Raw genomic sequence first — 13,567 nt, forward strand, 5'->3', positions numbered from 1 at the left:
TTTTTAACTTCTTGTCCTTCAGCTTCTTAATGTACTTTGCGGCAGGAGGATTAAATCGAACTGGCAGCATAAACTAATCCTCCATTCCAAAAATATCCTCATAAGTTGCATAATCTGCTTTTCCCTCTGCAATCTCTTCTGCTTTCGTAAGCATCGCCTCCGCTGCCGGTCTCATTTGCGCCTGACGCTTTTTAAATTCTGTCAGAAGTTCTTCTCCAGATAAACCTTCCCTGATGAGCTCTGCTAAAATCTGTTCTGCAAATTCACCGCCTGACGATACCTTAATAGGACGAATAATCAGCTCTCCATCACGCATCACACATTCTGCCTCATCCCCAAAACCGAGTAACTGATAAAACTTCTGTGGAATCGTCACCTGCCTTTTGGACGAAATACTGAGAATTTTCCGATTCATCTTTGTATTGCCTCTTTCTATTACCGATGTTGACATGCTGCACTCCCCCTTTTTTATTATATGTCTATTTTTTCTTTGTATTCTTGGTTTCTTTGTTCTTGGTTTTATTATAAGGATTTTATTCGTCAAAGTCAATCATGCAAAATTTTTCATTTCAAGTCGAACGTCCGTGAGACTTGGCGCGTGATTCTGGTCAGCGAAGCTGACATATTCCTATCAGAATCACTGCGCATCCTCGCGGAGCGTTTTTTGTTTCATAGGAAGAACTGATAACCCAAATAGTGAACCAACTCACAAACACTAACTCTTTATTCTTATACAACAAAAAAGGATGTACGACCACTTCCAACTCCAGTCGCACATCCTTTTTCTATCTAATCTTCATTTTATTCCATCATCAATGTGTCGCCACATAATATCCCAGCGTTGCCGGGACTGCCTTATTCTGGTTCCAGATCGCCGGATATTCCGAGAAAGATACCGGGCAGGTGGAACGTCCTACCTCGATCGTGATACCAGGGATGCCTGCTGCCTGCTGCAGCCAGTCCTTCAAGCCGCCGACGCCCTTGCTTCCAAGAACGGAATAACCATTCAAGGCATGAACAGCGTTTGCCAGCGCCTTGGACTCTGCCGCTTTCTGGTTGTTCTGCGTATCCCAGTAAATCACATTTCCCATCGCATGATAGTTGATAACCGCATTGAATCCCGTTCCCTGAATCAAGTTCGCGATTGCCTGGCTCTCCGGCTCTGACAGTGGGTTGGTTCCCTTATAACCATTTGCAGACGGATGGGTTAAAGACACATTGATTCCCTCCCAGTTTGCTGCAAAGTTATAGTTCAGATCGACACCGCGTGCATTCGCCTTCCAGCGTCTCATATACTCTTCATAGCTGACCGTTGTCCGACTGGATGCCTTGTCCGCCGCGTACGCCGCCTGCATCGTCTGGCGCAGTTCCTCCGACTGGATACCATTCTCGCCCATCTGGCTGATCGTGACTCCGTCCGGATTCAGCATCGGCACAAAATGAAATGCCACCTGTCCCAATATGTTAGAAAGCGGCTGCGTCATATAGGTACCATTATTCGTAAATCCAGCTGCCAGATACTCGAGCTGCTGCATCATCAGCGGTACAACGATATACTCTCTGGCATGAATCGCCCCCTGGAACAAAATCTTCTTGGATGCGTTCGGATTGCCGACAATCACATCGTAGATATCACGTCCGTCCGCCGATTTTCCAATCGATTTCACGGTCACTGTTCCCGGATAACGGCTTGCCAGAGCCGAAATATCGTTTACCATCTGGCTATAGGAATACTTGTCCACCGGATTGACAACCGGATTAGATAACGTCTGATTATAATAGGAATTATCCGCCTGCTGTCCCGCATTCGCGTTCGTGTCAGTTCCTGCCGCCGCATTATCGGTCGTGGTTCCCGGACCGCCCGGTCCGATCACTGGTGCTGCCGCTGCCGGATCATCCGCCGGTCCTGCATACGCTGTAACTGCCGATAAGCTGCTGCACACAACTGACAGGGATAAACAAGTTGCCAAAGCGCCTTTTCGCAGCAGGCGCTGAATTTTATTTCGTTGACTCATTCTCATGTCTCCTTCTGGCCCTTTCAAACTCTTACAAACAATGTTTCTATTATAGATTTACCTCTGTCGAATGTCAACGAACTGCATAAAACTGAAAGAAAAAAGAAAGATACTTTTTCCAATTTATATTTTACTTTAACTTACCTAAAATCAGCACCACTGCCGTAATAATCAGGACAACGACGAAAATTCCCGCCATTCCTTTTCCCATAATTGCCAGCGAAATCAAAAAATTATTCCACATCCGATATTTTCCTCCATCTCAATCAGTGCAATGGCTGTCTCTTGATTTTTCATCATTCAAGTGCAGCCTTCCTTTTCCATTTTATCTGCCCGACAGACCTATATTACAAATACTGGCTTACCAGCTTAATAACCAGTCCGCCCGCGATGACCGAGGCGATCTGCCCCGATACATTGGCGCCGACCGCATGCATCAGGATAATATTTCCCTTTTCCTCCTCCATCGCCAGCTTCTGCACCACGCGTGAGGACATCGGGAATGCGGAAATGCCCGCCGCACCGATCATCGGATTGATTTTCGTCTTCAAAAACAGGTTCATAAATTTAGCAAACAGCACACCGCCGATCGTATCAAAGATAAATGCAATCAGACCGATTCCCATAATCAGAAGCGTGTCAACCCGCACAAACGCGTCCGCACGCATACTGAACGAAATCGTGATGCCAAGCAGCAGGGTAATCAGGTTTGCCAGCTCGTTCTGTGCCGTCTGGGAAAGTGCCGGAAGCACGCCGCACTCGCGGATCAGGTTTCCAAACATCAGAAATCCGACCAGCGCCACCGATGCCGGAGAAATCAGTCCGACAATGATAGTAACTACAATCGGAAATGCGATCTTGGTCGTTTTGGACACATTTTTCGGACTGTAGGTCATGTGAATCCGGCGTTCTTTTTTCGTCGTCACCAGACGGATCGCAAATGGCTGGATGATTGGCACCAACGCCATGTAGGAGTACGCCGCCACCGCGATCGCACCCACATAGTTGGAATGCATGATCTGGGAAACCAGAATGGAAGTCGGTCCATCCGCCGCACCGATGATTCCAATCGACGCCGCATCCCTGAGTTCGAATCCCATCAGCGATGCCACACAGATCGCAAAGAAAATGCCAAACTGCGCCGCCGCACCAAATAAAAACATGATCGGCTGTGACAGAAGTGGTCCAAAGTCAATCATTGCCCCGATTCCGATAAAGAGCAGAATCGGAAGCGCCTCCGACGCGCTGATCGTCGTCTCAAACAGCCACTGTATAATACCCTGTGTCTCCCCGATGCCCTCCGTCACCTGGTTAATGACGCCGGATAATGGCAGGTTTACCATGATCGCGCCGAATCCCATCGGCAGAAGCAGCGCCGGTTCGTATTCCTTTTTGACCGCCAGCCAGATCAAAAGCCCGCCGATCAGCTACATCACAAACTGCTGCGGCGTGATCGCCATGACGCCTTCCCATAAAAATTCCATGTTGTTCCTCCTGTTAATTTTGTTTTCCTTCATAAATATTCTGTTTCCTGGAGCCCCTTGCCAAGATACACCTGCTCTGGCAGCTGTCTTTCTTCGCGCCAGACATGCAGCCATGTGAGTGTTTTTGTTTCATAGGACGCTTTTTCCTAATAAAACAAAAAAGACTTTCAGCATACGTTTCATCCACATATGCTAAAAGTCTTGTTCCTCACATTTGAATCATACGGCACACGCTTTTTGTTACAAAAGCACACTGCCATCTGACTTACACAAGGCATGTAACCATGAGGTTTACTATCCTCAGGGTCTGTTGGTTACATGGTTATAACTACTCCCTTTTAACGCGATCATCATATCATACGGTTTTTTCCCCGTCAAGGTCAAACTGAGTATTTTGTGTTAAGAAAATGAAAAGCTACGAAAGCACGAAACCTGCTATGCTTCCGCCGGCATATTGACACCCGCGATCTTAATATTAACTTCCAGAACCATCAGACCGGTCATATTTTCAATCGCTGTCTTTACTTTGTCCTGCACCTTTTCACTGACTGCCGGGATGCTGTAGCCATATTTCATATTTAAGGACAGATCCACAACCACGTGATCCTCGGTTACGGTCACTTTCACGCCCTTGCTCAAATTTTTCATGCCGAGCTTTCCGACCAGTTCATTTGTGATATTGCCAGCCATCGAATCGACACCGTCTACCTCGGTCGCTGCCAGACCTGCGATGATCGCCACTACCTCATCAGCAATTTTCACTTCTCCAATGCGGTCCTTTTCATATACGATATGTGTGCTTCTATCTTCTGCTTCTCTCGCCATTCCAAATCCCTCCTGACCACTTCCATGTACGCCCGGAATCTTCTCTTCCCACAAAAAACAGATGCTCGAATACTTCCAGAAATACATTTCAATTAAGTGTCTTTATTATACCAAAAATACAGGAGTTTGCAAAGGCATTTCCGGTTCGAATCTCATCCGAGTTACTGTTCACGCATACGTGCCCAGTAACGGAATTTGCCGTGGCTTCGCATTTAAATACGGCAAATTCCTGCTGCCACCACGTTTTCTTACGGCACTTTCGGTTTCAAAAGTGCCTACCCGGGAACATTAACTCATCCGAACTTCCTCAATCTCCCAGGTTTAAAAGGGAAATCACGATATTCTCCGCCGATATCTCGGTTTTCCGTTTTACAATATCCTCGATCTGCGCGCGCTGCGGATCTGTGATGGACGGCGCGTTGACAACGACATCCACTTTTCCATCCGTGATGCTGACAACCGGATCGGCAAATCCTTTCGCCATCAGAAGCGTTTCCGCTGCATTTTCCTTCTCCGCTATCGCATTGAGTGCCAGCATATCCTGAACGGCTGCCTCTTTTGCCGACGCATCCAGATTTTCATTGTTAATCAGGGCATTCAGCGCTTCGCGGTTCTTGGCGCGGATCTGTTCACGGCTGAGCTGTACATTGGCTATGTACTCTGCCACGCCGGTTCCGCCTGTCAAAACCGCCTCGCCCGGGTTATCGACTGCCGGATTGTCCGCAGATGCCTCATCTCCGTCCGCCGCTCCCTGCGCTGTGCCCTCCTCACTGCCTGCTGCCAGCGGATCGCCCTCTCCCGGATCGTCAAGACTTGCAATCTCCTCATATTCACCGTCCGCCACGCTTCCGGACACCGCCTGATTTTCCGAATATATATCGCTATCTGAAATCTTGGTCGCCCCCGCTTCATATGTATCCGCCCCCGGCAGATCGGATTTTCCCGCATAGTTGAGATACCCCGCCGCCGCAATCATGATCGCCAGCGTCGTGATGATGATTTGATTTCTCCTGAAAACGCGTTTCATCTTCATTCTCATATTTGCATACTCCTTTATTCCACCCGCTTTAATACTTTTATTTTATGTGCCGGCAGTCCGAATAATGCCTGCATCGCTTCCGAAATTTCCTTCTGTACCGACGCATTTCCTCCTCCCTGTGCGCTGATCACGATACCGGAAATCTCCGGTGCCAGCTCTTTTTCAACTACCGGTTCCCCGCTGCCTGAACTTCCCGCCAGCACGGTGCTCTCCCGCAGCGATTCATCCGCCTGCTGCCGCGTACCACCCGAAGAATCCGTCTCCGAGGTGGACGCCCGGCTTCTCTCCTTATCCACCCGCAGCACCTTTTCCGAAGAAGAAAACAGAGTTAGCATCACATCCACCTCACCCACGCCGTCCACCTTCTTTAAAACGTCCCGGATCCGCTGCTCCAGGCGAAGCTCGTAGAGGCGGTTGGCGTCCTGCCTGGATGCAGTGCCTGGCAGACCTGTTTCGACATCCGAATCACTCTCTTCTGAACTTCCATTTTTGTCCTGCCCTGCTCTATTCCCAGCGTTTGTTCCTGTTCCACTCTCCGCCCATCTTTCCCCTGACTGCCAGACTCCCGTCTCAATCGTCTTCTTCCCAAACGGCGCATATAAGATCAGAATTGCCAGCCCAAGCACCAGCAAAATCAGCCATTTTTCATTTCGTTTGACCCATTCCCTGTCAAGGTTCCATCCTGACTTCCACATGATCCGCCTCCACCTGATAAAACGATGCCAGCCGCTGCTGAAGCTCCCAAATCTTTTCCCCATTCATCCATGAAACTGCCTGCGCGGCGGCGGGTTCTCCCTGCTTCTGCTCCTGTTCAAGTGAAATTTCAATCGGGGAAATTTTTTCTATTTCAATCATCGAACTCGGATCCTCCTGTTCCGCCGCTTCCATCCCCGCCTCACTTCCCGCCACATACACCGTCACACTCCGCACCGAGGCAAATTGCTCCGACTCCGGATCTTTTTCCAGCTCTACGTCCGCCTTTTCCACGGAAAATCCCGCTTCCGCTGCCACCCGCACTGCCTCCTTGGACGCTTCCGCCTCATACTGGCTCAAAACCATATTTCTACGCCGCACCTCTATCTCATCCATCTCACTTTTCAGCTCGCCTGCTTCATTTTCAAACGAAAGAGATGTAAACAGATAATTCAGCCGCTCCTCCAGACGCAGCCCGTCCGTCAGCGGCTTCAGCACAATCAGAAGCAGGATACAGCCCGCAAACAGACGTATATATTTTTCATACTTATGTGCGGGCAAAAGCCCGGTCAGAACGGTCAGAAACACTAGATAACTGACGATATTCCCCGCCCAGTGAGTAATTGCTTCCATCTTCTACCCCGCAAAATAAGCCGCGTTCGTGCTCGCACACACCACCGCGATCGAAAGCGCAAATAACACCACCGCCGAACCAGCTGCTGCCAGCAAAAAATAAAATCCTTTCGCCACAGCGCCGACTGCCTCCACCACCCGGCTGTCACTGACCGGCTGCAAAAGCGCCGCGCTTCCCTGGCACCCCAGATAGAGGATTAAAAGTTTCAAAAGCGGCAGAAGCGACACCGCCGCCAACACAAGCACTCCCCCGATGCCCACCGTATTCCGGATCAGGACGCTGCTTCCAAGAAGTACCTGCGACACTGCCGCCGCGCCCTGTCCGATTCCCGGTATCAGGCTGACCGCCCGCCGCAGCGCCGTCTGGCGCACCGAATCTGTATACGGCGCAATCATTCCCTGCAGCACATGAAAGCCCAGCACCACTCCCAAAAGCGCCTTGCTGCCCCAGCGCATCCCCTGTTCCAGCAATTCCAACGCTTTTGAAAACAAATCCTTCGAGCTTAAATGTCCCGCCAGCGACAGCAGGACATACAACTGGGCGCATGGCAGAAACAACTGTAAAAACACCCATTCCGCCACATTGACGGAAGCAAGTGTCCACGCATATCCAGCTGCTGCCGAGGTACTTCCTCCGGAAAAGGAAACAGCCAGAAAAAAAGCAGGAACCAGCACCCGGACAAATTCAAAGAGCTGCTCCAACAGTGTCCGCGTGATCCGCACGCCATTCAAAAAACTGGCAGCAAGCAGTGTAAAAATCAGAAGATACGTGACATAAAAGCCCATCTCCGATACCTGACTGTCGGCAAAGAGACTCGAAAAGCTGGCGAACACCGCTCCTAAAATTCCCAGAAGGATGACCTGCCCCATCCATCTGCCATTTTCTGAAATTTCCCGAAATAGGGCTGTCCGGCAAAAATCCATCAGCATCCGAACCACACTCTGATAATTGCCAGAGAGAAGCATCGAAAGGATTTCCCGGAATGAAAGCCCCGGGACTGCCGAACCTCCCGCTTCCCTTAAAAATGCTTCGATTCTGCTTAAATCCAGTGAGTTCAGAAGAGAATCCATATTCTCGCCAGAAACACTGAAATCCGAATCTTCGGATATCTTTTCACCATTTGCCGCCGACACCGTTAAATGATTTCCTGCCATCAAATATACACTCAAGAACATAACGCTCACTGCCCGCACAACCATCTTTGTTCCCACCGTCACCTGCTCTCACCATCTTTCCGCTTTTCTGCACTTACCACTTCCCTACGCCAAAAACTGCTTCACCGTCTCCAACAATGCCAGCAGAATCGGCATACTGACCGCCAGAATGGACAGCTTCGCAAATATCTCAATCTGTGTTCCCAGCGAACCGTACCCGGCATCCTTGCAAATCCCGGAGGCAAATTCGGCAATATAAGTGATTCCCGCCATTTTCAAAAGCGCCGACAAATACACTGGACTGATCCCGATGCAGGATTCCATCGTCCGAAGTGTTTTCAGAATCACTTCCAGCTTTCCCGCCGCATAGAAAAAGAGACACAGCCCCGCCGCCATCACAATGTACGTCCCATACTCGCCGCCTTTTCCCTTGAGCTGGACTGCCAGAAGAACTGCCGTGATCCCAAGAACCGATACGGTTAAAATTGACATTTTTTACCGCCCTTCCCTGCAATGTACGCTCGGAGTCTTTCCCGCACTCGCTTTTGCGGCTGATTTTTCGCCAGCTGCACCCGAATTTCATCAACATACGCCTCAGAAATTTGGGCACAACTGACAAAAAATCATCTCTCAAAATCAAGCACAGAAAAATTCCGAGAGTCCATTACAACGCAAACAATTCCTTCATCGTCTCAAACAACTGATAAATATACGGCACCATCCAGAACAGTACCAAAAGAAGACCCGCAAGACTTGTGAGAAATGCCTGTTCCTCCCGCCCACTGTGTTTGAGGATCTGGCAGAGGACGGAAACCAGGATACCGACTGCTGCAATCCGAAATATTAGATTAACTCCCATTTTCTTCCCCCACTTACATCAACACCACTGCCAGAAACAGCCCGCCTAGTATCCCAAGTTCCCAGCACAGCCGTTTCTTCTCCGGCTCTTCCCGCCGCAGCTGCTCAATCGCCCGTTCCAATTCTTCCAGATACAGTGCCAGCGTCTTTTGCTGCATTTCCAAATCGAGATACCCGATGCTGTTTCCAAACCGGCACATCAGCTCCCATTCCTCTGTTCCTAACATCGGACGAATCCCCTGCTCTTCCAGAACCGCTTCCCAGATACTCCCAAACGGACACTCTGGATTCGCTTCCAGCCGCTCTCCTGCCACCAAAAATAGCTTCCCCGCTTTTCCATCCCCGCGTGCCCCCGCCCGGCACAGTACCAGAGGAAGAACTGCCTGTGTANCAGAGGAAGAACTGCCTGTGTATACCCAATCTCTCCCCGCAGTCCCGCGGCAATCCGTTTTACTTCCTCCAAAAAACGCCTCCGGCCAATCAGGCGCAATGCCTCACCCCCGCCAATCCCCGCACACGATACACATACAAGGCAGATTCCAAGCAATTTTATCCACATATGAGCTCCTCGCCAGCTGCATCATATACCGCCTCCACCGTTCCCGGTCCGCGTCTATTTCCCAGCACCACATACCGCTCAAACCGTTTTTCTTGCAAAAAAGAGGACAAGCCCGGTTTTTCCCGGATGTCCTCCATTGAATTTCCATGTACGGTTGCCAGAATCCTGCAGCCACAGTTCATCACATAGCGAAGCGCCTCCAAATCATTCTCACCGCCGATCTCGTCCACCGCGACCACCTCCGGTGCCATCGAGCGGATCAGCATCATCATTCCCTCCGCCTTGGGGCAGGCATCCAGCACATCTGTCCGGCAGCCAACATCGTTTTGCGGGATTCCCTGATAGCAGGCGGCAATCTCCGAACGCTCATCCACCACCCCGACCGTCTGCGCCCTCACTTTTCCACCATGCTGCTTCCTCATCTCCACCATTTTTCCAGCTTTATTTTCATGTCCTGCACCTGCCTTAGGCCGTTCAAAGCTCCCCGTCAAAGCAGAGTCCCTATCCTTTCCCTCTTCTCCATCCGACACCATCCGGATCAAATCCCGCAGAAGTGTTGTTTTTCCGCATCTCGGCGGCGCAATCAGAAGCGTATTCCGGATACTTCCCGTCCCTGAATCCGTCAAAATCGACCGTATTTTTGCTGCACACCCTATCATCTGATGCGAAAAACGGACATTTAAAAAGGTTATCGGATGAATCGCCTTTATATGTCCGTTTTCCAGTATCGTCCTTCCAGCCACGCCAATCCGGTGTCCGCCCTGCACGGTCAGAAACCCCTGCCGGATTTCCTCCCCGTAAGCATAGAGGGAAGAACGCGCCGCGCATTGCAGCGTCTCGTCCACATCCTCCCGGCTGACCCGGAATCCACTTCCGGCTGTGTACTCTTTATTTTTATATATGTAATACAGCGGCGCGCTAACCCGCAGCCGCACCTCTTCCATTCCATCCGCCTCAAGCGGAAGCGCCAGAAGCTGCTCCCGGATATTCCGGGAGAAAAAATGAAACAGCGCCCTCACATCCTGCTTTGATTGTTCCTCCTTCATCAGCCCGTCCTCCTTACCTCAATATATGAAGGACTGGCTAAAATATACCATCCGCCTATGCATGTACGGACGCACTTTCCATCCGCCGCAGCCGTCTCACCTCCATGCCTGCCATCGCAAGCGCCACCACGCCCGCCACAAAGTCCGCGATCGGTCCGGCATACATGATGCCGTCAATGCCGATAAACAGCGGCAGAATCACAATCAACGGCAGCAAAAAGAGAATCTGGCGCGTCAGGGACAGGAAAATACCCTTTTTCGGTTTTCCAATCGCCGTAAACAGGTTCGACGCAATCGGCTGCACACAGTTTAAGAACGTGAAAAACAGGTAAATCCGGAAATATTTTTCCGCAAACTGGAAATACATCTCCGATCCTTCCCCGAACAGCCCGATGATCGGACGCGGAATCAACTGGAAACACGCAAAGGACACCGCCGACACCGCAAATCCCCACCTGAGCGCCAACCCATACACCTGCCGCACGCGCGCATAATTTTTCGCGCCATAATTGAAACTTGCGATCGGCTGCATACCCTGCGAAAGACCGATGACGATCGAAAAAAACACCTGATTGACCTTCGTGATAATGCCGGCACACGCCAGCGGAATCGATTCCCCATAGTCCGAATGCGCACCGTAGTAGGTCAAGGATTTATTTAACACGATCTGCACCACCAGCATCGCAAGCTGGTTGAAAAATGCCGCCGCCCCCAATGAGGTAATCATGCTTACATATGTTCTCTGTGGTCGAAGATGCGCCGCTGTCAGCCGTCCGTTTTTGTAACGGCACAGATACCGGATAATCAGGATTCCTGAAAAAATCTGTCCAATGATCGTCGCCAGCGCAGCACCCGCCATTCCCATATGAAATCCAAAAATAAACAGCGGATCGAGTACCGTATTGATCAGCGCCCCGGATAAATTGTAAAGCATCGCATTGCGAGGGCTTCCGTCCGCCCTCACCAGATGCCCGCCGCCGTTGGTCAGAATCAGAAATGGAAATCCCAGAGCCGTGATACCCGTATACGTTTGGGCATACGCCAGCACATTGTCCGGCGAACCGAAAAAGTGCAGCATCGGCGTCAGGCATAAAAGCGCCACAATCCCCAGAATCACACCGCTTCCAAACAGAAGCGTCGCCGCATTTCCAATATAAAATAACGCCTTTTCCCGATCGCCGCCTCCCAGCGTCAGGTTAAAGGACGCCGCACCGCCGATTCCAAACAGAAGCGCCAGCGCCACACAGGAGATCGTCAACGGAAACGCCACGTTCGTCGCTGCATTACCCAGCTCTCCCACGCTTCTTCCGATAAAAAACTGATCGACGATATTATAAAGGGCGCCTACCAGCATCGCGATAATACTTGGCACCGCAAACTGCCGCAAAAGCCCGCCGATCGGCTCCGTGCCTAGTATATTTTTCTTCTGTACCTGTTCCATGAATCTTGATTCTCCTGTCTACGTTACTGCGAACAATTATCCGTCTACCTCTCGTTACTGATAATTTTTCCTCTTTACATGCCTTCCCCGCGCATGATACACTACCATCAGTTATTAAAACGGAAAGGACTTAATCACATGAATCTTTCATCCTTACTGCAATTTCGGGACGAGTGGGCGCGTTTCAAAGCCCGCCACCCTAAATTTTTCCCTTTTCTGAAAGCCGCCTACACCCGCGCGCTGCGCGAGGACAGCGTCATTTCCCTAAAAGTGACCGCCCCGGACGGAACCGAGGTGGCATCTAACTTAAAGGTCAAAAAAGAGGATCTCGAACTGCTCTCACGCATTATGAATAGCTGATTTTTAATCACCCATCATGCATTATGTCTACTTATGATACGGTTCTCCTTTTATAATCCGGAAACTCCGGTAAATCTGTTCCAGCAAAATCACGCGCATCAGCTGGTGTGGAAAGGTCAGGCGCGAAAAGCTGATCTTCGTGTCCGCACGGTTTAACACCGCCTGCGACAACCCCAGCGAACCTCCGATGATAAACTGCAGATGGCTCTCACCTCGCACGCCCAGGTCCTCCATCCATGCCGCCATCTCCTCCGAGGAACGCTGCTTTCCATCGATCGCAAGTGCAATCACATACGCGTCCTCCTTGATATGCGCCAGAATCCGCTCGCCTTCCTTGTCGCGGATCTGCGCTTCCTGCAGCTCACTCGCCTTATCCGGCGTTTTTTCATCCGCCACCTGCACGATCTCCAGACGGCAGTAACGCCCCAGCCGCTTGCTGTACTCCGCGATCGCCGCCTCCAGATATTTTTCCTTAATTTTTCCTACTGTCACTAACGTAATCTTCACTTTTTAAGCTCCCGTTTTAAAAATGCCAACAGATTCAGCCGCGCCCGGTCTTCCGTCTCTTTGCGTCTCGTTTTTACCTTTTTCACGACCGTTCCCTCCGGCTCCCGATGAATCCGGTAGATGATCCGCAGATATTCCGCGACCTCTTCCCATGCCTCGCGGCTCTCCGGAATCAGGTCGAGTCCCATCTGAAATACATGGAACATCCCGTCATAGACCGAGCAGCGCACCTTGACGCCCTCGGCGCGCGCTTTTTTCGCTGCCGCCCTTGTATCATCTAAAAGCACCTCATACGCGCCCACCTGCATCAGCATCGGCGGAAATCCTTCAAAATCTCCAAACAGCGGTGACAGATACGGATTTTTCGGATTGGCATTCCCGATGTAGCTGCACTGGTACAACATATTTTCCTTCGAATTACCAAACAGTGGATCGATCGTATAATTTTCCTCATACGATGCCCCGCTCAGACTTACATCCGTCCACGGCGACATCGTGATAATGCCCGCAGGAAGCGGCAGCCCGTGATCTTTCGCATACAGACAGAGCGCCAGCGCCAGGCCGCCGCCCGCCGCCGCCGCCCGCCGAATCTCCGGCTACCACGATCTGGGACGGCTGGTATTTCTTCTCTTCCAGAAGCCATCGGTACGCGTACACCGCATCCTCCAGCGCCGCCGGATACGGATGCTCCGGCGCCACCCGGTAGTCCGGCGTCAGAACATCCGCGCCGAAGCTGATCTGCGAATACTTAACCGCAAACCGCCGGTAAATATTTTTCATCGGACCGATATACCCGCCGCCGTGCAGCTGCAAAATGACGCGCCCCGTCACCGCCTGCTTCGGCTTCAAATATTCCATCACAAACTGTTCTGTTTTTACCAGCTCATAAATATATTCCGCCGGACATCTCCACGCCGGTTCGACCGGATTTTTCCGGAATTCGCCGGTCTGG

At 50.9% G+C, this 13,567-nt stretch carries 17 protein-coding genes; 1 reads left to right on the forward strand and 16 read right to left on the reverse strand.

Annotated features, from left to right (window positions below):
- Nucleotides 1-73: 73 nt before the first annotated feature.
- From QVO97_RS04840 to QVO97_RS04900, 13 genes are all read right to left on the reverse strand, one after another.
- Nucleotides 74-415, reverse strand: a complete 342-nt coding sequence (locus QVO97_RS04840) for an AbrB/MazE/SpoVT family DNA-binding domain-containing protein (protein ID WP_288188974.1) — start codon at nt 413-415, stop codon at nt 74-76.
- A 397-nt stretch (nt 416-812) separates the two neighbouring features.
- Nucleotides 813-2,015 (reverse strand): M14 family zinc carboxypeptidase, encoded by a 1,203-nt coding sequence (locus QVO97_RS04845; protein WP_022359260.1) that lies wholly within the window; start codon nt 2,013-2,015, stop codon nt 813-815.
- Between the two features lie 347 nt (nt 2,016-2,362).
- Entirely contained in the window at nt 2,363-3,442 is a 1,080-nt protein-coding gene (locus tag QVO97_RS04850; RefSeq protein WP_288188981.1) for a sodium ion-translocating decarboxylase subunit beta, read from the reverse strand.
- Nucleotides 3,443-3,934: 492 nt separating this feature from the next.
- Nucleotides 3,935-4,324: an Asp23/Gls24 family envelope stress response protein gene (locus QVO97_RS04855; RefSeq protein WP_118468531.1), complete on the reverse strand. Its 390-nt coding sequence runs from the start codon at nt 4,322-4,324 to the stop codon at nt 3,935-3,937.
- A 307-nt stretch (nt 4,325-4,631) separates the two neighbouring features.
- Nucleotides 4,632-5,363 (reverse strand): SpoIIIAH-like family protein, encoded by a 732-nt coding sequence (locus tag QVO97_RS04860; protein WP_022359264.1) that lies wholly within the window; start codon nt 5,361-5,363, stop codon nt 4,632-4,634.
- Between the two features lie 14 nt (nt 5,364-5,377).
- Nucleotides 5,378-6,058 carry a hypothetical protein gene (locus QVO97_RS04865; protein ID WP_022359265.1) on the reverse strand — a complete coding sequence of 227 codons (681 nt, stop codon included), beginning with the start codon at nt 6,056-6,058 and terminating at the stop codon, nt 5,378-5,380.
- Nucleotides 6,033-6,689 carry a stage III sporulation protein AF gene (locus QVO97_RS04870; protein ID WP_022359266.1) on the reverse strand — a complete coding sequence of 219 codons (657 nt, stop codon included), beginning with the start codon at nt 6,687-6,689 and terminating at the stop codon, nt 6,033-6,035. Before QVO97_RS04870 ends, QVO97_RS04865 begins: the two co-directional genes overlap by 26 nt.
- Nucleotides 6,690-6,692: 3 nt before the next feature.
- Nucleotides 6,693-7,901 (reverse strand): stage III sporulation protein AE, encoded by a 1,209-nt coding sequence (locus QVO97_RS04875; RefSeq protein WP_022359267.1) that lies wholly within the window; start codon nt 7,899-7,901, stop codon nt 6,693-6,695.
- Nucleotides 7,902-7,949: 48 nt separating this feature from the next.
- Nucleotides 7,950-8,336 (reverse strand): SpoIIIAC/SpoIIIAD family protein, encoded by a 387-nt coding sequence (locus QVO97_RS04880; RefSeq protein WP_022359268.1) that lies wholly within the window; start codon nt 8,334-8,336, stop codon nt 7,950-7,952.
- Nucleotides 8,337-8,508: 172 nt separating this feature from the next.
- A complete protein-coding gene (gene spoIIIAC / locus QVO97_RS04885) occupies nt 8,509-8,703 on the reverse strand; it encodes a stage III sporulation protein AC (RefSeq protein WP_022359269.1) in 195 nt (64 codons plus the stop codon).
- Between the two features lie 13 nt (nt 8,704-8,716).
- Nucleotides 8,717-9,193 carry a stage III sporulation protein AB gene (locus QVO97_RS04890; RefSeq protein ID WP_288188984.1) on the reverse strand — a complete coding sequence of 159 codons (477 nt, stop codon included), beginning with the start codon at nt 9,191-9,193 and terminating at the stop codon, nt 8,717-8,719.
- Nucleotides 9,194-9,251: 58 nt separating this feature from the next.
- The gene (locus tag QVO97_RS04895; RefSeq protein ID WP_022359272.1) at nt 9,252-10,307 is read right to left on the reverse strand and encodes a stage III sporulation protein AA; all 1,056 of its coding nucleotides are present in this window, start codon (nt 10,305-10,307) and stop codon (nt 9,252-9,254) included.
- Nucleotides 10,308-10,362: 55 nt separating this feature from the next.
- On the reverse strand, nt 10,363-11,748 hold the full coding sequence (locus tag QVO97_RS04900) for an MATE family efflux transporter (protein ID WP_022359273.1): 1,386 nt from the start codon (nt 11,746-11,748) through the stop codon (nt 10,363-10,365).
- A gap of 138 nt (nt 11,749-11,886) precedes the next feature.
- On the opposite strand from QVO97_RS04900, the gene QVO97_RS04905 reads away from it, so the two are divergent.
- Entirely contained in the window at nt 11,887-12,108 is a 222-nt protein-coding gene (locus tag QVO97_RS04905; protein ID WP_022359274.1) for a hypothetical protein, read from the forward strand.
- A 27-nt stretch (nt 12,109-12,135) separates the two neighbouring features.
- Here the strand turns inward: QVO97_RS04905 and rlmH are convergent, their stop codons facing one another.
- From rlmH to QVO97_RS12700, 3 genes are all read right to left on the reverse strand, one after another.
- Nucleotides 12,136-12,615, reverse strand: coding sequence for a 23S rRNA (pseudouridine(1915)-N(3))-methyltransferase RlmH (gene rlmH, locus QVO97_RS04910; protein ID WP_022359275.1), 480 nt, complete (start codon nt 12,613-12,615; stop codon nt 12,136-12,138).
- Nucleotides 12,612-13,175 (reverse strand): alpha/beta hydrolase fold domain-containing protein, encoded by a 564-nt coding sequence (locus tag QVO97_RS12695; RefSeq protein ID WP_369678385.1) that lies wholly within the window; start codon nt 13,173-13,175, stop codon nt 12,612-12,614. The genes rlmH and QVO97_RS12695 overlap by 4 nt, the downstream gene beginning before the upstream one ends.
- The coding region (locus QVO97_RS12700) for an alpha/beta hydrolase (protein ID WP_369678384.1) at nt 13,066-13,567 on the reverse strand (502 nt) is incomplete at its 5' end. The genes QVO97_RS12700 and QVO97_RS12695, both read right to left, overlap by 110 nt.

The sequence above is a fragment of the Clostridium sp. CAG:43 genome, assembly GCF_000434655.1.
Lineage (GTDB): Bacteria > Bacillota > Clostridia > Lachnospirales > Lachnospiraceae > Otoolea > Otoolea fessa.

Bases quoted from the DNA above. Each gene is read 5' to 3' on its own strand.
- QVO97_RS04845 (WP_022359260.1), bottom strand. From the start codon at position 2,015: ATGAGTCAACGAAATAAAATTCAGCGCCTGCTGCGAAAAGGCGCTTTG.
- spoIIIAC (WP_022359269.1), bottom strand. From the start codon at position 8,703: ATGGGAGTTAATCTAATATTTCGGATTGCAGCAGTCGGTATCCTGGTT.
- QVO97_RS04900 (WP_022359273.1), bottom strand. From the start codon at position 11,748: ATGGAACAGGTACAGAAGAAAAATATACTAGGCACGGAGCCGATCGGC.
- QVO97_RS04870 (WP_022359266.1), bottom strand. From the start codon at position 6,689: ATGGAAGCAATTACTCACTGGGCGGGGAATATCGTCAGTTATCTAGTG.
- QVO97_RS04905 (WP_022359274.1), top strand. From the start codon at position 11,887: ATGAATCTTTCATCCTTACTGCAATTTCGGGACGAGTGGGCGCGTTTC.
- QVO97_RS04895 (WP_022359272.1), bottom strand. From the start codon at position 10,307: ATGAAGGAGGAACAATCAAAGCAGGATGTGAGGGCGCTGTTTCATTTT.
- QVO97_RS04840 (WP_288188974.1), bottom strand. From the start codon at position 415: ATGAATCGGAAAATTCTCAGTATTTCGTCCAAAAGGCAGGTGACGATT.
- QVO97_RS04855 (WP_118468531.1), bottom strand. From the start codon at position 4,324: ATGGCGAGAGAAGCAGAAGATAGAAGCACACATATCGTATATGAAAAG.
- QVO97_RS04880 (WP_022359268.1), bottom strand. From the start codon at position 8,336: ATGTCAATTTTAACCGTATCGGTTCTTGGGATCACGGCAGTTCTTCTG.
- QVO97_RS04865 (WP_022359265.1), bottom strand. From the start codon at position 6,058: ATGTGGAAGTCAGGATGGAACCTTGACAGGGAATGGGTCAAACGAAAT.
- QVO97_RS04860 (WP_022359264.1), bottom strand. From the start codon at position 5,363: ATGAGAATGAAGATGAAACGCGTTTTCAGGAGAAATCAAATCATCATC.